16 protein-coding genes and 2 pseudogenes are annotated in these 21,377 nt (G+C 68.8%); 6 read left to right on the top strand and 12 right to left on the bottom strand.

What is annotated here, in order from left to right; all coding sequences use genetic code 11:
- Positions 1-8 precede the first annotated feature (8 nt).
- Genes EZH22_RS25760 through EZH22_RS25740 form a run of 5 tightly spaced genes read left to right on the top strand, consistent with a single transcriptional unit; the run spans position 9 to position 5,848 of the window.
- On the top strand, positions 9-1,145 hold the full coding sequence (locus tag EZH22_RS25760; protein ID WP_203193221.1) for an ATP-grasp domain-containing protein: 1,137 nt from the start codon (positions 9-11) through the stop codon (positions 1,143-1,145).
- Positions 1,142-2,056: a succinate--CoA ligase subunit alpha gene (locus tag EZH22_RS25755; protein WP_203193220.1), complete on the top strand. Its 915-nt coding sequence runs from the start codon at positions 1,142-1,144 to the stop codon at positions 2,054-2,056. Before EZH22_RS25760 ends, EZH22_RS25755 begins: the two co-directional genes overlap by 4 nt.
- Complete coding sequence (locus EZH22_RS25750) at positions 2,049-3,857, top strand: thiamine pyrophosphate-binding protein (protein WP_203193219.1); 1,809 nt, start codon at positions 2,049-2,051, stop codon at positions 3,855-3,857. Before EZH22_RS25755 ends, EZH22_RS25750 begins: the two co-directional genes overlap by 8 nt.
- 3 nt (positions 3,858-3,860) lie before the next feature.
- On the top strand, positions 3,861-4,991 hold the full coding sequence (locus EZH22_RS25745) for an SDR family oxidoreductase (protein WP_203193218.1): 1,131 nt from the start codon (positions 3,861-3,863) through the stop codon (positions 4,989-4,991).
- Entirely contained in the window at positions 4,988-5,848 is an 861-nt protein-coding gene (locus EZH22_RS25740; protein ID WP_203193217.1) for a sugar phosphate isomerase/epimerase family protein, read from the top strand. Before EZH22_RS25745 ends, EZH22_RS25740 begins: the two co-directional genes overlap by 4 nt.
- A gap of 199 nt (positions 5,849-6,047) precedes the next feature.
- Here the strand turns inward: EZH22_RS25740 and EZH22_RS25735 are convergent, their stop codons facing one another.
- Positions 6,048-6,332, bottom strand: coding sequence for a hypothetical protein (locus tag EZH22_RS25735; RefSeq protein ID WP_203193216.1), 285 nt, complete (start codon positions 6,330-6,332; stop codon positions 6,048-6,050).
- Positions 6,333-6,467: 135 nt separating this feature from the next.
- Here EZH22_RS25735 and EZH22_RS25730 point away from each other — a divergent pair, with 135 nt between their 5' ends.
- Positions 6,468-6,794 carry a hypothetical protein gene (locus EZH22_RS25730; protein WP_203193215.1) on the top strand — a complete coding sequence of 109 codons (327 nt, stop codon included), beginning with the start codon at positions 6,468-6,470 and terminating at the stop codon, positions 6,792-6,794.
- 152 nt (positions 6,795-6,946) lie between these two features.
- On the opposite strand, the gene EZH22_RS25725 is transcribed toward EZH22_RS25730, so the two are convergent.
- The 11 genes and pseudogenes from EZH22_RS25725 to EZH22_RS25675 all read right to left on the bottom strand — a co-directional run bounded on the left by EZH22_RS25725 (position 6,947) and on the right by EZH22_RS25675 (position 21,250).
- Complete coding sequence (locus tag EZH22_RS25725) at positions 6,947-8,125, bottom strand: NnrS family protein (protein ID WP_203193214.1); 1,179 nt, start codon at positions 8,123-8,125, stop codon at positions 6,947-6,949.
- 35 nt (positions 8,126-8,160) lie between these two features.
- Positions 8,161-8,628 (bottom strand): hypothetical protein, encoded by a 468-nt coding sequence (locus tag EZH22_RS25720; RefSeq protein WP_203193213.1) that lies wholly within the window; start codon positions 8,626-8,628, stop codon positions 8,161-8,163.
- A 19-nt stretch (positions 8,629-8,647) separates the two neighbouring features.
- Entirely contained in the window at positions 8,648-9,691 is a 1,044-nt protein-coding gene (moaA, locus tag EZH22_RS25715; protein ID WP_203193212.1) for a GTP 3',8-cyclase MoaA, read from the bottom strand.
- Between the two features lie 182 nt (positions 9,692-9,873).
- A pseudogene (locus EZH22_RS25710) lies at positions 9,874-10,512 on the bottom strand (carbonic anhydrase); the annotation flags it as partial.
- Positions 10,499-10,855: a hypothetical protein gene (locus tag EZH22_RS25705; protein ID WP_203193210.1), complete on the bottom strand. Its 357-nt coding sequence runs from the start codon at positions 10,853-10,855 to the stop codon at positions 10,499-10,501. The pseudogene EZH22_RS25710 and the gene EZH22_RS25705, both read right to left, overlap by 14 nt.
- A complete protein-coding gene (locus EZH22_RS25700; protein WP_203193209.1) occupies positions 10,777-11,706 on the bottom strand; it encodes a peptidylprolyl isomerase in 930 nt (309 codons plus the stop codon). The genes EZH22_RS25705 and EZH22_RS25700 overlap by 79 nt, the downstream gene beginning before the upstream one ends.
- Before the next feature lie 5 nt (positions 11,707-11,711).
- Positions 11,712-12,488, bottom strand: a complete 777-nt coding sequence (gene narI / locus EZH22_RS25695) for a respiratory nitrate reductase subunit gamma (protein WP_203193208.1) — start codon at positions 12,486-12,488, stop codon at positions 11,712-11,714.
- A 12-nt stretch (positions 12,489-12,500) separates the two neighbouring features.
- Positions 12,501-13,211 (bottom strand): nitrate reductase molybdenum cofactor assembly chaperone, encoded by a 711-nt coding sequence (narJ, locus tag EZH22_RS25690; protein ID WP_333473634.1) that lies wholly within the window; start codon positions 13,209-13,211, stop codon positions 12,501-12,503.
- Positions 13,211-14,737, bottom strand: a complete 1,527-nt coding sequence (gene narH / locus EZH22_RS25685; RefSeq protein WP_203193207.1) for a nitrate reductase subunit beta — start codon at positions 14,735-14,737, stop codon at positions 13,211-13,213. The genes narJ and narH overlap by 1 nt, the downstream gene beginning before the upstream one ends.
- A pseudogene (locus EZH22_RS25680) lies at positions 14,734-18,476 on the bottom strand (nitrate reductase subunit alpha). The gene narH and the pseudogene EZH22_RS25680 overlap by 4 nt, the downstream one beginning before the upstream one ends.
- 17 nt (positions 18,477-18,493) lie before the next feature.
- Positions 18,494-21,250, bottom strand: coding sequence for a nitrate/nitrite transporter (locus EZH22_RS25675; RefSeq protein WP_203193206.1), 2,757 nt, complete (start codon positions 21,248-21,250; stop codon positions 18,494-18,496).
- Positions 21,251-21,377: the final 127 nt, after the last annotated feature.

Raw genomic sequence — 21,377 nt, 5'->3', positions numbered from 1 at the left:
GTCGGGACATGTTGTTGATCGAATGCGACGGCAAGGCCCTGTTCGAGGCGGCCGGCATTCCCGTGCCAGAGGGCGTCGTCGTCACGGACGGCACGGTTCCACCCCTGCCGGGCGACGGTCCCTGGCTCGTGAAGGCCCAGGTTCCGGCAGGCGGGCGGGGCAAGGCGGGCGGCGTCGTCTTCTGCGCCACGCCGCACGCGGTGGAGCAGGCGCTCGCGCGGCTGCTCGGCCGCCCGCTGCTCGGACATGTGGTGCGGGCCTGCCTGGTGGAGCGCGCCGCGCGCGGGAGCGAGGCCTATCTGTCCCTGATGGCCGATCCGGCGGAAGGCGCCGTGCGGCTCTCCTTCAGCGACCGCGGCGGCGTGGACGTGGAGGCCACGGCGCGGGAGGGCGGCGCTTTTCTCACCGAGGTCTGCGCCGCGACTCCCGAAGCGGTCGACGCCGCCATCGAACGGCTCGCCGCCGGCCTTGCCCCGCAGGGCGCGGCGGGCCTGCGCGCCGTCGCCCCAGCCCTCGCGCGCCTCTTCTTCACCCATGAGCTGCTGCTGGCGGAGATCAACCCGCTGTTCCTCGATGCGGACGGCCCTTGCGCCGGCGACGCGAAGGTGGTCGCGGACGTGAATGCGCTCGCCCGCCAGCCGCAGATCCGCGGCATCGTCGACGCGCGGCCCGCCATCTACCAGGACGTCTGGCGCAAGCTGCATGAAGGCTTCGATTTCATCGACCTCGACCCGGACGGCACCATCGGGCTCGTCACCACGGGGGCGGGGCTGTCCATGATGCTGATCGACGAACTGACGGCGCGGGGCGGCCGGCCGCTGAACTTCTGCGACCTGCGCACCGGCCAGATGCGCGGCCGCCCCGACCGGCTGGTCCGGGTCCTCGACTGGCTCGCGGCGAAGCCCGGGCTCAAGGTGCTGTTCGTCAACATCTTCGTGGGGATCACCGACCTCGCCGAGTTCGCGCGACTGCTCACCGAGGCGCTGGCGCAGTTCTCGCGGCCCGACATTCCGGTCGTCGCCCGCCTCGTCGGCTCCGGCGAGGCCGGCGCCCGCGCGCACCTGGCGGCGATCCGTCCCGACCTCGTCACCTACGCCGATCTCGACCAGGCCCTCCAGCACGTCATCGCGGTCTCCCGTTCATGATCTCCGATCTCTTCGCCATCGACCGGGACACCCCGGTCATCATCCAGGGCGTGACCGGCCGCATGGGGCGCCGCCACGCCGCGCTCATGCGTGCCTACGGAACGCGCATCGTCGGGGGAACCTCCGCCCGCGCGGGCGGCATCGAGGATATGCCGGTGTTCGGCGATTGCCGCGCGGCGGTGGCCGCCACGGGAGCGCAGGCCTCGGTGGTCATGGTGCCGCCCGAGGACGTGCTGGCGGCGGCGGTCGAGGCCATCGCCGCCGGCATCCGCGTGGTCGTGACCATCGCCGAGGGGGTGCCGGTGCATGACGCCCTCAAGCTCAAGGCCATCGCCGCCGCCGCCGGAGCGGTCTGGATCGGACCCTCCACCCCCGGCATGGCGCTGCCGGGAGTGGTGAAGCTCGGCTTCCTGCCGGACATCGCCCTTCGTCCCGGCGACTGGGCGCTGCTGACCAAGAGCGGAACGCTTTCCTACGAAGTGGGATACCGGCTCGCCGCCCGCGGCCTCGGGCAGAGCATCTGGATCGGCGTCGGCGGCGATGTGGTCAAGGGCGTGCGCTTCGCCGACCTGGTCGAGCCCCTGGCGCAGCACGCATCGTCCCGCGGCATCCTGCTGGTCGGGGAGGTCGGCGGCACCGAGGAGGAAGAGTTCGCGGACGCCCTGATCCGCCATCGCTTCCAAAAGCCGGTGCTGACGCTCCTGGCCGGCCGCGAGAGCAAGCAGGGCGTCGCCATGGGGCATGCCGGCGCGCTCACCTTCGGCGAAACCGGCACGCTGCGCTCGAAGCGCGAGCGTCTGGAAGCCGCCGGCGCCGAGGTCTTCTTCTCGCTCGATGCGCTGGTGGCGCGCGCGGCAGCGCTCTCCCCATCGTCCAACCATGATCAATCCAAGGAGCACGCGCATGGCTGAGCTGAACCTGGCTGAGCTGAAGGGTGCGGACATCATCGTCGATCACCTGATCGCGGAGAAGGTGCCCTACCTCTTCGGCCTGTGCGGCCACGGCATCGTCGGCCTGATGGAGGCGGCCCGGACGCGATCCGACCGCATCGCCACCGTCACGGTGCACAACGAGCAGATCGCGGGCTTCGCCGCCGACGCCTATTTCCGGCTCACCCGGCGGCCGGGCGCCACCTTCACCTCGTGCGGGCCGGGCTCGGTCAACATCCAGATGGCGATCGCCAACGCCATGTTTGATTCCTCGGCGGTGCTCGCCATCACCGGCAACATCCCAACCCAGCAATTCAACATGGGGCCGTTCCAGGAATTCGGGCACCACCATCAGGCGGATTTCGTCTCCGCCATGCGCCCCTACGTGAAGCGCAGCTACCAGGCGACGCGCCCCGACATGCTGCCGTCGATGATGCGCCATGCCTTCGGCACCATGCTGGCCGGCCGGCCAGGGCCGGTCCATCTCGACGTGCCGTTCAATGTGTTCCTCGAGACCGCGCCCTGCTCCGTCGTCGACGTGCAGTCTTGGCGCGCCGGCGTGGACACTCGTCCCGCGCCCTCGCCCGAGGCACTGGACCGCGCGCTCGATCTCCTCGCGGCGAGCGAGCGACCCCTGATCCTCGCCGGCCACGGCAGCCTCGGGGGCTGCGCCGGGGAGGAACTCGCGGCCCTGGCGCGCGAGCTGCAAATTCCGGTGGCGACCACGCCGCAGGGCAAGGGCGTGCTCCCGGACGACGACACGCTCCATCTGGGCCCGACCGGGCGCGACGGCGTCTATCCGGCCAACCGCGCCGCCCGCGAGGCGGACGTGGTGCTGGCGCTGGGCACCCGCTTCGGCGATCGCGGCACCAGCAGCTGGCACCCCGGGGTGACCCACGACTTTCCGCCGGCGCGGCTTATCCACGTGGATTGCGATCCCGCCGTGCTGGGCCGCAACTATCCCACCGCCCTCGGCGTGGTGGCGGACGCGGCGCTGTTCTGCCGGCTGCTGCGTGAACGCGCGCGGGCGCGTCCCCTCGGCCCCTCGGCCGCGCGGCCGGCATGGCTCGCCCGCACGCAGGCATGGAAGGCGCGCTGGACCGCCGACGTCCGGGGACAGGCCGCGAGCGAGGATCGCGCGCCGATGCATCCCGCTCGGGTGGTGGCGGAGATCGCCGCGGCGGTGCCGGACCATACGGTCCTCCTCTCCGACATCGGCGCGCACCACAGCTGGTGCGTCCAGCAGATGCCCATGCGGCGGAACGGGCGCTTCCTCCAGTCGGGCGGCGGGGCGACCATGGGGTTCGGCGTGGGCGGCGCCATCGGGGCGCAGTTCGCCATGCCGGACCGCCCGGTGGTGGCGGTGGTCGGCGATGGCGGCATGCTCATGCATGCGAGCGCCATCGCCACAGCGGTGGAATACGAGCTGCCGGTGGTCTGGGTGGTCTGGAACAATGGCGGCTACGTCTCCATCCGCGACCTGCAGCGGGGCTTCCTCGGCACCGACGCCGAGTTCCTCACCCGGTTTCGCAACGCCCGGACGGGCGACCTCGTCAGCACGGACTTCGCGGCCCTGGCGCGGGCCATGGGCGCGCGCGGCGTGCGGGCGCAATCGCCCGCCGACCTCGGCGCGGCCATGGCCGAGGCCCTGCGTGCGGGCGGCCCCACCGTGATCGACGCGGCCGTCTCCGCCGACGCGGCGCGCATGACCGCCGGCAGCTGGAACATGCCGCCCATTGCCGGTCCCATGCCGAACTACGATCCCGATCCGGTCGGAGCCTGAGCCATGGCCGACGCCCTGACCTTGCTCCCCGCCACGCAGTCGGGCTCCGTCGCCGGGTCCTCCCCCGGGAGAGGGGCGCGGGAGGGGCCGCGGCGCGCCCTGGTGGTGGGCGCCTCGGGTCTGCTCGGGGAAAACCTCTGCCGGCGGATCGCCGCGACCCCCGGATGGCATCTGACCACCCTGTCGCGCCGCCCGCCCACCATCGGCGGCGGCGGGCATGTGGCGCTGGACCTGAGAGCGCGCGACGACTGCCTGGCGCATGCCCGCGCCTTCGCGGACGTCACCCACGTCTTCTTCTGCGCGCGCGAGCTGTCCCGGGGCTACGGCATCAGTGTCGACGCCAATGGCGAGATGCTGGTCAACCTGCTCGACGCGCTCGCCGAAGGGGCGCCGTCGCTGGCGCACGTGCAGCTGATGCACGGGCTGAAATGGTATGGCACCCATGTGGGCCCGGTCGGCCTTCCCGCGCGGGAATCCGATCCGGCGCATGCGGATTCGAGCTTCTACCGGCGCCAGCAGGAGGAGCTGATGCGCCGCTCGGTGCGCGCCGGCTGGAGCTGGTCCACCATCCGCCCGCACTTCCTGTGCGCCTTCGCCACCGGCAGCCCGAGCAACCTCGTCCTGATGCTGGGGACCTATGCCAGCGTGCTGCGGGAGCTGGGCGAGGACCTGTGGTTTCCCGGCTCCGAGGCGGCGTTCGATGCGGTGACTGGGTGCGTCGACATCGATCTCGTCACCTCCGCCATGCTGTGGGCCGCCTCGTCCCGCAATTGCGCCGACAACGCCTTCAACATCGGCAACGGCGACTTTTTCCGATGGCGGGACCTGTGGCCCAAGATCGCCGCGGCGTTCGGGATGCGGCCGGGGCCGGTGCGGCCGACGGACCTGCCCCGTTTCATGGCCGACAAGGGTCCGGCCTGGGACCGGATCGTCGCCTGCCGGGGCCTGAGGCCGTTGCCCTTCGCCGGGATGGCCGATTGGCACTTCGCCCACAACAACGTGTTCGGCCTCGGCTGGGACGTGGTCCCGTCCCTCGTGAAGGCGCATCGCTTCGGGTTCCACGAGGTGGTCGACACCGAGGAGATGTTCGCGCGCCTGTTCGCGCGTTATCGCGCAGAGAGGATCCTGCCATGAGCGGGCACGTCCGACCGCCATTCACCTGCCCGCGGCTGAGCACCACCACGTCGACCTTCGGCGGTGCGCTCGACGGGAAGCTGCGGGCCATCGCGGCAGCGGGCTTCGGACAGACCGAGTTCTGGCCGAAGGACCTGTTTGAGCACCCCGACGGCCCGGATGCCGCGATGACGCAGCTTCGGGCATGCGGGCTCGGCATTTCGGCCTATCAGGCGCTCCGCAACTACGAGGGGGCGCCGCCCGAGCAGCGCGCGCGCACACTCGGCATCGCCACGCAGATGATGGACCAGATGGCCCTGCTCGGGGCGGATCTCCTGGTCGTCGCGTCGAACACCGCCGAGGCGGCGAGCCCGGATCTCGCCCGCGCCGCGGACGACCTCGCCTACCTCGGCGATCTTGCCCGCGCCCGTGGCCTTCGCATCGCCTATGAGCCCATCGCCTGGGGGCGCCATGTGCGCAGCTGCGCGGACGGGTGGCGGGTGGTGCGCGCGGCGGATCATCCACAGGTGGGGCTGCTGCTCGATTCCTTCCACAGCTTCATCCTCGGCACGCCGCTCGAAATCCTGTCCGACATTGACGGGGACAAGATCTTCCTGGTGGAATTGTCCGATTTCGCGCGCAGCGCGCTGCCGGCGATCGAGGTGGCCCGCCACTATCGGCTGTTTCCGGGCGAGGGCGGCTCGAATGTCGCGGAGTTCGTCCGGCGGGTGCAGGGCACCGGATATGCCGGATGCTACTCGGTGGAGGTCTTCAACGCCTACTATCGCACGTGCGATCCGGCGCAGGTCGCGCTGCGGGCGATGACGAGCACGCAATCCGCCCTCGCCGCAATTGCCCCCGAACTGTTTGTCCCGTGACGCACTCCGGTCCCGGACGCCGCCCGCGGTGGGCGGTCTGACCCGCGGCGTGGATGCCGAGGCGGCGGATCGCGCATACGTTTGGCGGCACCATCGGCCGGGTAGCCTCCGCGCCGGACGGCGGCGCGGGCGGGACAGGTCATGACCGATGTGATCGTGGCGGGCGGGTCCGGTGGGATTGACGCTGGCATGCGAGAGGTCATGACGGGGACAGGTAATCTGAAAGCTGCCGCTCGAAATCGGGATAGTAGTGCGGGACGACGGCCATATCGAAGCGTCCGAGGATATTCTCCTTCGGCTCGCGATCCAGGAGGAACCGAAAGACAGCCTCGATGCACCTGGCCGGGCTATGCGCCCCCGCCGTCAGCTCCTGATAGGTGGCTGGCGCCATGGTGACCACATGATGGGTCTCCCCCGTCTCGTCTCGCACCGCCACCTCGAATTTCAGGGGATCCCCGCCCGCGCTCTGCCGCACCTCGATCATTTTGACGCCTCCATTTCCCTCGCAAGGATATGTTAACGCCTCGTGCAATGCGGCCAAGCCTTGGTCGACGGGCCGCGGCGATGGCATCGATCTTGAATGCGGTGGGAGTTCCTGACGGGGGAGGGATGGGACCAGATGCAGCGCAAGCCTGACGCTAGCGATTACCTTGCACTTTTCGGCCACTACAAGGAGGACTTCGGAGACGTCTATATGGACCCGGAAGACGACCGATTCCGGCTGCTTTTCGACCAGATCTGCCGCATGCTCACCCAGCCCTCTTCTTTCAATCTCAGTCTGCCGGAGCAATTTCGCGCAACCGCCTTCCGCTATCTCGAAGGCGACGCGCGTACGCTCGCCCACATGAAAACCGTCGAGAACCGCCATTTCATGCTGAGCGACCTGTTCGACTACATCCACCTTGTCAAGACGATGGGCGGCTCCTGGGATCAGCGCGGGCGGTAGAGGCCGCGCGTAAACCGCTCGGCACGCGCGGAGATCGACGAGGGGCGCCCGGCCTCACCCTCGATGCGGCGGCCCCGGGCCGCCTCGAGGGCGCCAGCATTGAAGGAAATCGGGCTTTCGGCGGGCCACCGCCGAACCTATGCCGCTGAAGGCTAGCGGTTTGTTGCCAGCATCGGGCCGTAGATGACCAGAAAGCCGGCGAACGCGGCCCCCCAGGCTGCGCCCGCGGCCAACATCATCGCGATGCTCCAATCAGGCCAGAACGCCATGCCGATGCGAGCGGCCAGAGCGACGGCCACCAGCAGGTAGACCGCCTGTGTGCCAGGCGAGGCCGTCAATGCCCGGCCGCAATGCCCGAGCGTCGCGCGGGTCATCATGGCCAGCGTCATGCCGCCGATGCCGCCAATGGCGAAGACGTGGATACCCACCGCCGCCGGCACCAGGCCGGGCGCGACGCCGTGCGCCCCGGCGCAGATGAAGCCGATCGCGACGAGCAGGAAGGCCGCATGGAGCACCAGCACCAGCGGATCGGGCAAGGTGCGCCATCCTCGCCAGCGTGCGAGCCGCAGGAGGTTGGCGATCCCGCCCGCGAGCAGCGTCGCGCCGGTGACGCGCATGTCCGGCGCAGCGATCCATCCGGCGAGGCCCAGCGCTGAGACGCCCAGCGCCGCCGTGTCCCAGCGATCGAAGGGGGCGGGCCGGTGCGTCTCGCCGCGCTTGGCCAGCCAGTTGCCGGTGAAGCTCGGCACCACGCGTCCGCCGACCAGGAGGATGAGGAACACGATCAAGGCCAGCGCGATGCGCGCCGCATGTTCCGCCGTTCCGTTCATGCGCGCTTCCAGGTGGAAGCCCAGGTTCGCGAGCGCCAGCAGCATCACCACCCCGGCCACCTTCAGGTTGCGGGTGTTGCGCCCGGCGATGATCTCTCGCATCACCACCGCGGTGAAGACCGCCAGAAACGCCACGTCGATGGCTGCCGCAGCCGCCCAGCCGATCAGCCCCGAAATCAGCACGGCGCCGCGCCCCGCAAGCCAAAGCAGGGCGAGGCTGCCGAGCGCCGCGCCCGCCACCGGCAGTCGCCCCGTCCAATTGGGGATCGCGGTCAGCAGAAAGCCGGCAATGACGGCGCTGCCATAGCCGAACAGCATTTCATGGGCGTGCCAGTCGGTGGCCGAGAAGGCCGTGGGCAGCGCGAGCACACCGGTGAACACCGCCGGCCATATGGCCATGGCCGTGAGCGCGAACACGCCCGCCCCCAGGAAGAAGGGGCGGAAGCCGCGGCTGAGCAGCGCGATTCCGGTGAAGGTCCTGAAGGTTTGCGCCGTGCGCATGATGATCGCTCCTGCCACCGGTCGGCGCCGGGGGCTTACGGGAAGAACAGGCCGTGGGCGCCGGCGGTCGCGCCGAGAATGGTTGCCGCAGCGAGCGCCAGCAGCACGAGATGGATGACGAGCGCCCGCGCCAGAACAACGTCAGGCGCCGCGCGGGCGGCGGCTTCCAGGCGGCGCTTCAGCAGTGGCTCCACGAGGAAGACCGCGCCCATGAAAACGAGCCAGAGGGCGACCATGGCGCTCATCCACCAGAAGGACGCGCTGATGAAGCGATCCCACATGTCGAGCCGCGCCGTCATCCAGAAGCCCGCGGCACCGGCCAGCGGAATGGAGACGCGCACCTGCGCCGAGAAGCGCCGCTCCACCCGCGCGAACAGCTCCGCGCCCTCCACCCCTGCGCCACGGGCGAGCGGAAGGATCACGAGCGTGACAAAGGAGACACCGCCGATCCAGTGCACCAAAGCGAGCACATGCAGAGCGCGGGCCAGGGTCACGTCATCCATCCTCGCCCCCTCTTTCCTGTCAGCCGCCCAAAGCGGACATGTGCCGCGCCAGGGCCGGGGTGCCGACGCGGGCGATGACGAAGTCGTGTCCCCGGGGCTTGGCCCGGATCGCCCCGGCGATCGCCGCGCGCAGGGCCGCGCCGTCGGCGCTGGCGCGCAGAGGGGCCTTCAGGTCGAAGGCGTCCTCCTGCCCGAGGCAGGTGTGGAGCATCCCGGTCGCGCTCACGCGGACGCGGTTGCAGCTCTCGCAGAAGGAATGGCTCATGGGCGTGATGAAGCCGAGACGCCCGCCGGTCTCGGCGACACGAGTGTAGCGTGCCGGCCCGCCCGTGCGTTCCGACGTGTCGGTGAGCGTCAGGCGGGCCTCGATCAGCCGGCGCAGCGCATCGAGGGGGAAATACTGGTCGATGCGGTCCACCCCCACGTCGCCGAGCGGCATGGTCTCGATGAAGGTCAGGTCCATTCCGCGGCCATGGGTGAAATGGATGAGGTCGAACACCTCGTCCGGCGTGACGCCGGCGAGGGCCACCGCGTTGAGCTTGACCTTCAGCCCGGCCTCCAGCGCGGCGCGGATGCCGTCCATCACCACGCCCAGGCTGCCCCGGCGGGTGATGGCGCGAAAGCGCTCGGCGTCCAGGGTGTCGAGGGAGACGTTCACCCGCTTCACGCCGGCGCGGGCGAGGTCCTCCGCATGGCGCGCCAGCTGGGTGCCGTTGGTGGTGAGCGTGAGCTCCTTCAGCGCGCCGCTTTTCAGATGCCGCGAGAGACCGGCGAACAGATCCATGACGCCCTTGCGCACCAGGGGCTCCCCGCCGGTGATGCGCAGCTTGGTGATGCCGGCCGCCACGAAGGCGGAAGCCATCAGGTCCAGTTCCTCGATGGACAGCACCTGATCGCGCGGCAGGAAGGTCATGTCCTCCGCCATGCAGTACAGGCAGCGCAGGTCGCAGCGGTCGGTCACCGACAGGCGGAGATAGGAGACGCGGCGGCCGAACAGGTCGACCATGGCGCAGGGGGAGGTGGCGGAAGCAGACGTGGTGGGAGCAGACGGGGCGTGGAGCATCAGGGCGTTTCCTGCCGTGGGGCGAGGGACCGGGCTGCGGCGGTGGCCGGGCCGAAGGCGCCGCAGGTACAGCCGGCGCCGCAGGGGGCGACATCCTCCAGATCCATCTCGAGGAAGGCCGCGATGGCATGGCGGCGGGCCGCCGTCATGGGTTCCACCGGCGCGGCCAGCAGTGTGTCGAGAGAGGGCAGGGCGGCAAATTCGGCGGGCGAGGAGACGGTGGTGCCGAGATCGCGCAGCAGGCCGTCGCCGATGCCGTAGATCCAGCCGTGCACGGTGACCTCCGTGCCGCGCGCCCAGGCGCTCTTCAGCACCGGGGTCGCCGCGAGGCGGCGGACCTGGATTTCCACATTCAGCTCGCACAGGCGGTCCAGCCGGTTCGCTGCGGAAGCATCGATGGTGGCGCGGTGGCGGGCATAGAGGTCGACGACGGGCGCCAGCCAGTGGTCGACGAGGCCGCTTCCACCGGTGCCGTCGGCATTCTCCAGGGCCCGCCGCACGCCGCCGCAGCCGTAGTGGCCGCAGACGATGATGTGCCGCACCCGCAGCACATCCACTGCGAATTCGAGCACCGCGAGCATGTTCATGTCGCTGGAATGGACCACGTTGGCGATGTTTCGGTGGACGAAGATCTCGCCCGGATCGAGCCCGACCACATCATTGGCAGGGACCCGGCTGTCCGAGCAGCCGAGCCACAGGAAGCGGGGCGCCTGCTGCTCGGCGAGGCGGCGGAAGAAGGTGGGGTCCTCCGCGGTCTTGCGGTCGGCCCAGGCGAAGTTCTTGTCGAACAGCTCGTCGAGCACGCCCTCAGCCCGGCCCATGGTCGTGTCCTCCGCAGCCACCCCCGCCGCCACACCCGCAGCCCGCCGCTTCAGGAGGAGGGGCGGCATCCTGCTTCAACGACCAGTCGATCATGGCGCGCAGGCAGGTGGCGGCTGGGTCGCCGCCGCGCTCCAGCGCCGTCATCAGCGCCAGCCAATCCTCGTCGCTCGCACCGTCGCTGAAGCGGGCACAGGCACCCGCAGCATAGTCCGCCGCGCTCTCGCCGAAGCGTGCGCCGGCCTGCGCCACGCGCGCCGCCAGCGTCACGTCGCCGAGGGCGAACAGGGTCTCCTGCGCGAACCGTTCATCCTGCAATTGCCGCAGGAGGGCGCCGAGCAGCATCTTTTCCTCCTATTGCACGAGGGGGTCGGCGCCCCTTCCAGAGTCACCCCGCGGATGTCGGCCCGCCCTGCGAGCAGGCTCAGATACTGGCGGACCGCGATGTGCCAGGAGGTCGCCTCCAGGTGCGCGGCGATGGACGCCTCGGCCGCTGCGAACGGCAGCTCCTCGCCGGCCACATGCCGGGCCACCCGCACGATGTGGAAGCCGTAGCGCGTGGGAACGAGGAGCGGATGGACCGGCCCCGGCGCGATGGCGGACAAAGCCGCCTCGAATTCCGGCACGGTCTGCCCCTTGCCGATCTGGCCGAGGCTGCCGCCAACTTCGCGTGACGGGCAGGCGGAATGCGCCCGCGCCATCTCCTCGAACGCGGTTTCATCGCTGAGCACGCAGCGCAGCACCGCCTCCGCCTCGACCTGCGCCGCTGCGCGCCGCGCCGCGTCGGCCGACGCGGCGGGAATGAGGATGTGCGCAACCTCATACAGGTCATCCGAGCGGAAGGCCGCGCGGTTCCGCTCGAAGTAGCGGCGGCAGGTGGCGGTGTCGGCCTTCGGCACCGTGACCTCGCGGTCGAGGAGGGCGCGGATGACCGCCTCCTCGTCGGTTTCGCGGGTGCCGTCCGCCTCGGTCGCCGGCTCCGGGACGATGTCGAGGCGCCGGGCCTGCGCGAGGAGGAGCTCCCGCACGGCGAGGGCGCGGGCCGCCGCGTGCCAGGCGTCCGCCGGCGTCTTCGCCGCGTGGTTCTGGATCTCGCGGGCGATGGCGGCGCGGGGGATGACCACGCCGTCCACGCTCACCTCATCCGGGCGTCGGGGCGGACGGGCGGAGGGGGACGTGCCGATGATTTCGGTCATGGCGCTCACTCCGCCGGGCGGCCGAGGGGACGGCGCACGGCCGGGCGCACCGCGGCCAGCGTCTGGCCGGGCACGGGCGGACGGGCCGCGCCCCGCGGCAGGCGCGTGCGCACCACCTGGTAGCCGGTGCGGCCCAGGTACCAGACCGGGGCGCTCCACACATGCACGAGGCGGGTGAAGGGGAAGACGAGGAAGATCGTCATGCCCAGCAAAAGGTGCGCCTTGAACACCGGGCTGACGTCCGCCACATAGGCGGCGGCCGAGGGCTGGAGGGTGAGGATGCCCTGCGCCCAGTTCATGAACTTCACCATCTCGTGCCCGTCCATGTGGTGGAGCGAGATGAAGATGGTCGACAGGCCAAGGGTGAGCTGCGCCCACAAAACCAGCAGGATGGCGGTGTCGCCGAAGCTCGAATTGGCGCGGATGCGCGGATCGAACAGGCGCCGGTGGGCGAGGAGCGCGATGCCGGCGAAGCACATCACCCCGGCGATGCCGCCCACCGTGATGGCGAGGCCCTGCTTGAAGCTATGGGAGATGCCCAGCGCGTCGAATACCCAGATGGGGGTCAGCAGGCCCCCGGCATGGCCGAGGAAGATGACGAGGATGCCCACGTGGAACAGGTTGGATCCCCAGCGCAATTGTCGCTTGCGCAGGAGCTGCGAGGAGCCGGTCTTCCAGGTGTATTGCTCGCGGTCGTAGCGGATCAGGCTGCCGAGCAGGAACACCGTGAGGCAGAGATAGGGGTACCAGCCGAACAGGGCGGCGTTGATGGCCTCGGACATGATCGTCCTCCCTCAAGCTGCGGTATGGCGCGCGTCGCGCTGGGCGGCACGCAACTGGGTTCTGAAGCGGTCCACGGAGCAGGCGCCCATGCCCTCGCCCGGTCCGAAGGTGACGGCGGTCTCCTCCCAGGCGGCATCCAGCGCGGCAAGGTCGTCCACCGGTTCTTCTTTTGCCGGTGCCGATGCCGGGGCGGCGACCACGCCGTCCGTCGCCAGCGTCCGCAAGGCGGCGAACACGGCCGCATAGGCCGAGCCGCGGGCCGCGAGGCGCTCCTCGAGGCTTGCCAGGATGTGGACGATGTCGGCGATGAGCCCCCGCGCCTCGGCCAGGGGCCGGGTGGAGAGGAACTCCAGGAACAGGGGCAGGTAGTCCGGCAGTTCGTTGGCGACGAGCACCAGCCCGCCCTTCTCGTAGATGCCGGCGAGGTCCACCATGGCCTGCCCGCGGTCGCGGCTTTCCCCATGCACGTGCTCGAACAGGTGCAGCGACAGGCGCCGGGTGCGGTCGAACAGGCCGACATAGCTCTCCTGCAGGGCGAACAGGTCGTCCTGCGCCAGCTCCTCAAGCAGGGGGGCGAGGCCGGCACGGGCCGGCTCGCCGACAAGGCCCTCCAGCGCCAGCACGTCGGCGATGGCCGGCGCAGCGGCCACCAGATCCTCGCTGGGATAGGCGAGAAGCGCGGAGAGCGCCCTGAAGGTCAGGTTTTCAGCTTGCATCGCCATCACTCCACCTCCATCGGGGTGCGGGCCTTCTTCGTGGAAGGACTGCCGAACAGGTTGAGCTCGCTGTCGCCGCCGGAGCAGCCGTTGCCGAAGGAGAAGCCGCAGGACCCGCGCAAATCGTAGGCGTCCTCGCTCCATTCGCGGTGGGCGGTGGGGATGACGAAGCGGTCCTCGTAATTGGCGATGGCCATCACCTGGTACATGTCGTCGATGGCGGCGCCGGTGAGCCCCACCTTGGTGGCGATGCGCTCGTCGATGCGCCCGTCCACCGTCTTGGCGCGCATGTAGGCGCGCATGGCCAGCATCCGCTCCAGCGCCAGGGCGACCGGTTCCTCATTGCCCGCCGTGAGCAGGTTCGCGAGGTATTTCAGCGGGATGCGCAGGGAGCGCACGTCCGGCATCTCGCCGTCGAGCCCCATCTTGCCGGAGGCCGCGGCGGACTGGATGGGCGAGAGCGGCGGCACGTACCAGACCATGGGCAGGGTGCGGTATTCGGGATGGAGCGGGAACGCCACCTTCCACTCCATGGCCATCTTCCAGATGGGCGAGTGGCGCGCCGCCTCGAGCCAGGCATCGGGCACGCCGTCGGCGCGGGCCTGGGCGATGACGGCGGGGTCCTTCGGGTCGAGGAACAAATCGAGCTGGGCCTGGTAGAGCCTGGTCTCGTCGGCGACGCTCGCCGCCTCCTCGATGCGGTCGGCATCATAGAGCAGCACGCCGAGATAGCGGATGCGCCCGACGCAGGTCTCCGAGCACACGGTGGGCTGGCCCGCCTCGATGCGCGGATAGCAGAAGATGCATTTCTCGGACTTTCCCGAAGACCAGTTGTAATAGATCTTCTTGTAGGGGCAGCCGGACACGCACATGCGCCAGCCCCGGCATTTGTCCTGGTCGATGAGGACGATGCCGTCCTCCTCCCGCTTGTAGATGGCGCCCGAGGGGCAGGCGGCGGCGCAGGTGGGATTGAGGCAATGCTCGCACAGGCGCGGCAGGTACATCATGAAGGTGTTTTCGAACTGGCCGTAGATGTCGGCCTGGATGCCCTCGAAGTTCACGTCCTTCCTGCGCTTCTCGAACTCGCCGCCGAGAATCTCCTCCCAGTTCGGGCCCCATTCGATCTTCTCCATCCGCTCGCCGGAAATCAGCGAGCGCGGACGGGCGGTGGGGAATGCCTTGGATTCCTTCGCCGTGTGCAGGTGCTCGTAGTCGAAGGTGAAGGGCTCGTAATAATCGTCGATCTCCGGCAGATCGGGGTTGGCGAAGATGTTGGCGAGGATGCGCCACTTGGCGCCCATCCTCGGCTCGATCCTGCCATTGGCCTTGCGGCGCCAGCCCCCATTCCACTTCTTCTGGTTCTCCCATTCGCGGGGATAGCCGACGCCGGGCTTGGTCTCCACGTTGTTGAACCAGGCGTATTCGACACCTTGGCGGCTGGTCCACACGTTCTTGCAGGTGACCGAGCAGGTGTGGCACCCAATGCACTTGTCGAGGTTCAGAACCATGGCGATCTGGGCGCGGATCTTCATTGGGCCATCTCCTTCGCGGGAGTGGTCGAAAGGGGCTCTTCCAGCCAGTCCACCTTGTTCATCTTGCGGATGACGACAAATTCGTCGCGGTTCGATCCCACGGTGCCGTAATAGTTGAAGCCGTAGGCCAATTGTGCGTAGCCGCCGATCATGTGGGTCGGCTTCAGCACCGTGCGGGTGACCGAGTTGTGGATGCCGCCGCGGTTGCCGGTCAGCTCGGAGCCCGGCGTGTTCACGATCTTTTCCTGGGCGTGATACATCATCATCATGCCCGGCATGACGCGCTGGGAGACCACCACCCGGGCGGTGAGCGCGCCGTTGGCGTTGAACACCTCCACCCAGTCGTTGTCGACGAGGCCGGCCGCGCGGGCATCGTCCTCCGACACCCACACCACCGGGCCGCCGCGGTTCAGCGTCAGCATCAGGAGGTTGTCGGTGTAGGTGGAGTGGATGCCCCATTTCTGGTGCGGCGTGATGAAATTGAGGACGATCTCCTTGTGCCCGTTGGGCCGCGCGTCCTTGATGCCGGGGATGGTCTTGAGGTCCACCGGCGGCTTCCAGGTGACGAGGCCCTCGCCGAAGGCCCGCATCCACAGGTGGTCCTGGTAGAGCTGCTGGCGGCCCGAGAGCGTGCGCCAGGGGATCAGCTCGTGCACGTTGGTGTAGCCGGCGCTGTAGCAGACGGTCTCGCTCTCGATGCCCGACCAGGTGGGCGAGGAGATGATCTTGCGCGGTTGCGCCTGCACGTCGCGGAAGCGGATCTTCTCGTCCTCCTTCGCCCGCGCCAGGTGGGCGTGCTCACGCCCGGTGGCCCTGGAGAGGGCGTCCCACGCCTTCACCGCCACCTCGCCGTTGGTCTCCGGCGCCAGCATCAGGATGACCTCGGTGGCGTCGATGTCGGTCTCGATCTTCGGCAGGCCCTTGGCCGGGCCGTCGCGATGGGTGCCGTTGAGGGCGCCCAGCGCCTCCACCTCGTGCCCGGTCTTCCAGGTGATGCCCTTGCCGCCATTGCCGATCGTGGTCATCAGCGGCCCGAGGGCGGTGAAGCGGGCATAGGTCGCGGGATAGTCGCGGGTGACGACGGTCACCGTAGGCATGGTCTTGCCGGGGATCGGCTCCACCTCGCCCGTCTTCCAGTCCTTCACGTCGATGGCCTGCGCCAGCTCGCCGGCCGTGTCGTGCAGGATGGGGGTGAGGACCGTGTCCTCCTCCACGCCCAGCACCTCGGGGGCGACCTGCGAGAAGGCTTTGGCGATGCCCTTGTAGATGTCCCAGTCGGAGCGGGCTTCCCACGCTGGGTCCACCGCCGCCGACAGCGGATGGATGAAGGGGTGCATGTCCGAGGTGTTGAGGTCGTTCTTCTCGTACCAGGTGGCCGTGGGCAGCACGATGTCCGAGTAGACGCAGGTGGTGGACATGCGGAAGTCCAGCGTCACCAGCAAATCGAGCTTTCCCTGCGGCGCTTCCTCGTGCCAGACGACTTCCTTGGTGCGCACGGCGCCTTCCGCGCCGAGGTCCTTGCCCATGACGCCGTTTTCGGTGCCGAGCAGGTGCTTCAGAAAGTATTCGTGGCCCTTGCCGGAGGAGCCGAGCAGGTTGGAGCGCCAGATGAACAGGTTGCGCGGCCAGTTGGCCGCATCGTCCGGGTCGTGGCAGGAGAGTTCCAGCTCGCCAGACTTCAGCGCGGAGGCCACATAGTCCTTCACCTCCCGGCCAACCGCCTTCGCCCGACGGGCAATGTCCAGTGGGTTCTGCTTGAGCTGGGGCGCCGAGGGCAGCCAGCCCATGCGTTCGGCCTTCACGTTGTAGTCGATGAAGGTCTGGTCCCAGTCGCCCTCCGGCGCGGTGGGGGAAAGGATCTCGCCGGCGGTCAGGGTCTCGTAGCGCCACTGGTCCGTGTGGGCATACCAGAAGGAGGTGGCGTTCTGCTGGCGCGGCGGGCGGCTCCAGTCGAGGCCGAATGCCAATGGCTGCCAGCCGGTCTGCGGGCGCAGCTTCTCCTGGCCCACATAATGCGACCAGCCGCCACCGGACTGGCCGACGCAGCCGCAGAACACCAGGAGGTTGATCACCCCCGGTAGCTCATGTCCATGTGGTACCAATGGTTCATGGCGGCGCCGATGATCACCATGGAGCGACCGTTGGTCTTCTCCGCATTGGTGGCGAATTCGCGCGCCACGGTGACGATGGCCTCGCGCTTCACGCCGGTGATGCGCTCCGCCCAGGCGGGGGTGAAGGGCACGTCGTCGTCATAGGAGGTGGCGACGTGGTCGCCGCCGAAGCCCCGGTCGAGGCCGTAGTTCGCCATCATCAGGTCGTAGACGGTGGCGACCTTCATCGGCCGACCCTCGGCATCCGCGAGGGTGCGCACCGGCACGTTGCGGGTGAGGATCTCGCCGTGCTGGGTGGCGACGAAATGCTCGGTGGCGCGCCCGCCGAAATAGGGGAAGTCCACCGCGGCGACCTCGGCGCCGTCGCCGGCCAGGGTCAGCTTCAGGCGGATGTCGCGCCCTTGCCCGTCCTTCTCCTCCAGGTTCCACTTGGCCTCTTCGCCCCAGCGATGGCCGATGGAGCCGAGCGGCGCGACGGGCTCGCCGGATGCCTCGTCCAGCGCCACCGTCTTCCACTCGGGATTGTTGGTCTCGCCCAGCGCCCCCGGCAGGTCGGACGCGCGCAGCATCCGCTCGGGCACCAGATGCCCGTTGCGCTCCACCATTCGGACCAGGAAGGGCATGTCCGAGTAGCGCCGCAGGTAGTCGTCGAAATAGGGCACCTGCCGGTCGAGGTGATATTCCTTCAGGATCACGTGGCCCATGGCGAGGGCCAGGGCGGCATCCGTGCCCTGCTTGGGGTTCAGCCAGATGTCGGCGAACTTGGTGGCCTCGGCGTAATCGGGCGAGACCACCGCGCTCTTGGTGCCCTTGTAGCGCACCTCGGTGTAGAAATGGGCGTCCGGCGTGCGCGTCTGCGGCACGTTGGAGCCCCACACGATGATGAAGCCGGCATTGTACCAGTCGGCGCTCTCCGGCACGTCGGTCTGCTCACCCCAGGTCTGGGGGGAGGCGGGCGGCAGGTCGCAATACCAGTCGTAGAACGAAAGGCACACGCCGCCGATGAGCGAGAGATAGCGCGCCCCCGCCGCATACGAGACCATGGACATGGCGGGGATGGGCGAGAAGCCCACCACCCGGTCAGGCCCGTGGGCGCGCACCGTGTAGGCGTTGGCGGCACCGATCAGCTCGTTCACCTCGTCCCAGGTGGCGCGCACGAGGCCGCCATGGCCGCGGATGGAGGTGTAGGAGGCGCGCGCCTGCGGGTTCTCCACGATGGAAGCCCAGGCCGCCACCGGCGAAAGCTTCACCCGTGCCGCCCGCCACAGCTTCAGCAGCCGGCCGCGGATCATGGGGTATTTCACCCGCGCGCCGGAATACAGATACCAGCTGTAGGACGCGCCCCGGGCGCAGCCGCGGGGCTCGTGGTTGGGCAAATCGGGCCGCGTGCGCGGATAGTCCGTCTGTTGGGTTTCCCAGGTGACGATGCCGCCCTTCACGTAGATCTTCCACGAGCAGGAGCCGGTGCAGTTCACGCCGTGGGTGGAGCGCACGATCTTGTCGTGCTGCCAGCGCTTGCGGTAGCCGTCCTCCCACGAGCGGTCCTCGTGGGTGACGATGCCGTGGCCGTCGGAGAAGGTCTCCGTTTCGCGGCGGAAGAAGGTGAGGCGGTCGAGGAAATGGGACATGTGGTGCGTGCCTCCCGTTACTCGGCCGCAGCCGGACGGTGGGTGGCGCGCGGGGCGATCCCGCGCTCGATGTCGTGGAGCAGGCCACCCTTGCGGGTGTAGACGGCCCAGGTGAGGAGAAGGCAGCTCACGTAGAAGCCGAGGAAGGCCCACAGCGCGGCTTCCGGCCCGCCGGTGAGGGCGATGGAGGTGCCGTAGCCCTTGGGGATGAAGAAGGCCCCGAAGGCGGCGATGGCCGAGGTGAAGCCGGTGATGGCGGCGGCCTCCTTTTCCGCCTGCCGACGGCGCGTCTCGGCATCGGCGGCGGGCATCAGGCGGTCCATCTCCTTGCCCATGATGATCGGGATCATCTGGAAGGTGGAGGCGTTGCCCACGCCGGTGGCGAAGAACAGCACCAGGAAGGAGCCGAAGAAGGCCCAGAATGCCCAGGGCTCCGCGCGCATCCCGATGGACCACAGCACGCCGGAGACGCCCGCCATCATCAGCAGGAACACGTAGATGGTGACGCGGCCGCCGCCATATTTGTCCGCGAGCCAGCCCGTGCCGGAGCGCGAGAGCGCGCCGACGAGAGGGCCGAGGAAGGCGAACTGGAGCGCATTCACGTCCGGGAACAGGATCTTCGTCAGCAGCGGAAAGCCGGCCGAATAGCCGATGAAGGAGCCGAACGTGCCGGTGTAGAGCCAGCACATGATCCAGTTGTGCTTGCGCTGGAAGATCACCGCCTGCTCGCGGAACGAGGCCTTGGCGGAGGCGATCTCGTTCATGCCGAACCAGGCCGCGAAGGCCGACAGGACGATGAAGGGCACGAAGATGAAGCCGGCATTCTGCAGCCACATGGGCGCCGGCCCGCCCGCCGCCTTCACCAGGGCCGGATCGCCGCCGAACGCGCCGAAGATGCCCATGGTGATGACGAGGGGCACCACGAACTGCACCACGCTGACCCCGAGATTGCCGAGGCCGGCATTGAGCGCCAGCGCGTTGCCCTTCTCCTTCTTGGGGAAGAAGAAGGAGATGTTGGCCATGGAGGAGGCGAAGTTGCCGCCGCCGAAGCCGCACAGCAGCGCCAGGATCAGCAGCACCACATAGGGCGTGTCCGGGTTCTGCACCGCATAGCCGATGCCCACCGCCGGGATGATCAGTGACCAGGTGGTGAGGGTCGTCCACAGCCGCCCGCCAAAGATCGGGACCATGAAGGAGTAGAAGATGCGCAAGGTCGCGCCGGTCAGGCCCGGCAAAGCGGCGAGCCAGAACAACTCGTCGGTGGTGAATTTGAAGCCCACCAGCGGCAGCTTGGCCACCACCACCGACCACACCTGCCAGATGGCGAAGGACAACAGCAGCGCCGGGATGGACAGCCAAAGGTTTCGCCGGGCGATGGCGCGGCCGGTGGAGACCCAGAAGCCCGGGTCCTCCGGCCGCCAGTCGGTGAGGATGGCGCCCTTGACCGGCGCCGGGGCGGCGATCGCGGCCGGCATGCCCTGCATTTCCGGCAGCTGGGGCAGCGTCTCCAGCGTCTGGCCCGTGGCCTCCCGCTCCATCTGGCGGATGGCGAAGTGCATCCACGCGAGGGCGCCCGTGGCGAGGATGAACAGCAGCATGAAGCAGCTGGTCCACAGGCCGGTCAGGTCGTTGAGCACCCCGAACATGAGCGGGAGGACGAAGCCGCCGAGCCCGCCGATCATGCCTACGAGGCCACCCACGGCGCCCACGTTGTTCGGGTAGTAGACGGGAATGTGCTTGTAGACGGCGGCCTTGCCCAGGGCCATGAAGAAGCCGAGGACGAAGATGGTGAGGGTAAAGCCCACCACCCCCATCTGCATGTGGAACGCCATGGGGCCGTGGATGCCCTGCACCACATAGTCGGTGGGCGGATAGGACAGGACGAAGGTGGCCGCCACCGAGACCAGGAAGGTCCAGTACATCACCCGCCGCGCGCCATAGACATCGGAGAGGTGGCCGCCATAGGCGCGGAACAGACTGGCCGGCACCGAGAAGAAGGCGGCGATCATGCCCGCGCTCTTGATGTCGAGGCCGTAGACCTTCACCAGATACTGGGGCAGCCACAGCGCCAGCGCGACAAAGGCGCCGAAGACGAAGAAATAATAGAGCGAGAAGCGCCACACCTGGACGTTCTTCAGCGGCTCCAGCTCCAACCATGCGCTCTTCGGCCGGATGCCGAGGCGGCGGCGCTCCGCGAGGACCGGGTCGTCCTTGGTGGTGACGAAGAACACCACCGCCATCACCACCAGCGCCGCTGCCCACGCCTGCGCCACCATCTGCCAGCCGAAGGCGACGAGGACGAAGGGGGCGAGGAACTTGGTGACCGCGGCGCCCACGTTGCCGGCGCCGAAGATGCCCAGCGCCGTGCCCTGCTTCTGCGGCGGGTACCAGCGCGAGACATAGGCGACGCCCACCGCGAACGAGCCGCCGGCGATGCCGACGCCGAGGGCGGCGATCAGGAATTGCGGGTAGGTGGTGGCATAGGTCAAAAGGAAGGTGGCAATCGCCGCGGCGAGCATGGTCAGGGTGAAGACGATGCGCCCGCCATAGAGGTCGGTCCAGATGCCCAGCGCCACGCGGATGAGCGAGCCGGTGAGGATGGGCGTGCCCACCAGCAGGCCGAACTGCGTGTCCGAAAGCCCGAGGTCCTGGCGGATGCGGATGCCGACGATGGAGAAGATCGTCCACACCGCGAAGCACACGGTGAAGGCGACGGTGCTCATGGCGAGGGCAGTCCGCTGGTCCGCGGCGCTCACGTCTCGAGAGGGTTGCATGGCTCGATCTCGCCTGTTGCAAGGGCACGGCTGCGTCGTGCGCCGTGCAAACTCCTTCAAGCGACGTCCTTGTGATTTGACTTATATCAGTAACGAAGTGTTGTGCGACGATTTATTCGGAGATTAG

Source organism: Xanthobacter dioxanivorans, assembly GCF_016807805.1.
Classification (GTDB): domain Bacteria; phylum Pseudomonadota; class Alphaproteobacteria; order Rhizobiales; family Xanthobacteraceae; genus Xanthobacter; species Xanthobacter dioxanivorans.
This window is presented reverse-complemented; position numbering and strand designations above follow the sequence as displayed.

What these genes read in the sequence shown, in the direction of transcription:
- EZH22_RS25675 (WP_203193206.1), bottom strand. Translation starts at nt 21,250, where the DNA reads ATGCAACCCTCTCGAGACGTGAGCGCCGCGGACCAGCGGACTGCCCTC.
- EZH22_RS25735 (WP_203193216.1), bottom strand. Translation starts at nt 6,332, where the DNA reads ATGATCGAGGTGCGGCAGAGCGCGGGCGGGGATCCCCTGAAATTCGAG.
- narI (WP_203193208.1), bottom strand. Translation starts at nt 12,488, where the DNA reads ATGTCCGAGGCCATCAACGCCGCCCTGTTCGGCTGGTACCCCTATCTC.
- moaA (WP_203193212.1), bottom strand. Translation starts at nt 9,691, where the DNA reads ATGCTCCACGCCCCGTCTGCTCCCACCACGTCTGCTTCCGCCACCTCC.
- EZH22_RS25750 (WP_203193219.1), top strand. Translation starts at nt 2,049, where the DNA reads ATGGCTGAGCTGAACCTGGCTGAGCTGAAGGGTGCGGACATCATCGTC.
- EZH22_RS25745 (WP_203193218.1), top strand. Translation starts at nt 3,861, where the DNA reads ATGGCCGACGCCCTGACCTTGCTCCCCGCCACGCAGTCGGGCTCCGTC.
- EZH22_RS25700 (WP_203193209.1), bottom strand. Translation starts at nt 11,706, where the DNA reads ATGACCGAAATCATCGGCACGTCCCCCTCCGCCCGTCCGCCCCGACGC.
- narH (WP_203193207.1), bottom strand. Translation starts at nt 14,737, where the DNA reads ATGAAGATCCGCGCCCAGATCGCCATGGTTCTGAACCTCGACAAGTGC.
- EZH22_RS25755 (WP_203193220.1), top strand. Translation starts at nt 1,142, where the DNA reads ATGATCTCCGATCTCTTCGCCATCGACCGGGACACCCCGGTCATCATC.
- narJ (WP_333473634.1), bottom strand. Translation starts at nt 13,211, where the DNA reads ATGGCGATGCAAGCTGAAAACCTGACCTTCAGGGCGCTCTCCGCGCTT.
- EZH22_RS25760 (WP_203193221.1), top strand. Translation starts at nt 9, where the DNA reads ATGTTGTTGATCGAATGCGACGGCAAGGCCCTGTTCGAGGCGGCCGGC.
- EZH22_RS25740 (WP_203193217.1), top strand. Translation starts at nt 4,988, where the DNA reads ATGAGCGGGCACGTCCGACCGCCATTCACCTGCCCGCGGCTGAGCACC.
- EZH22_RS25730 (WP_203193215.1), top strand. Translation starts at nt 6,468, where the DNA reads ATGCAGCGCAAGCCTGACGCTAGCGATTACCTTGCACTTTTCGGCCAC.
- EZH22_RS25725 (WP_203193214.1), bottom strand. Translation starts at nt 8,125, where the DNA reads ATGCGCACGGCGCAAACCTTCAGGACCTTCACCGGAATCGCGCTGCTC.
- EZH22_RS25720 (WP_203193213.1), bottom strand. Translation starts at nt 8,628, where the DNA reads ATGGATGACGTGACCCTGGCCCGCGCTCTGCATGTGCTCGCTTTGGTG.
- EZH22_RS25705 (WP_203193210.1), bottom strand. Translation starts at nt 10,855, where the DNA reads ATGCTGCTCGGCGCCCTCCTGCGGCAATTGCAGGATGAACGGTTCGCG.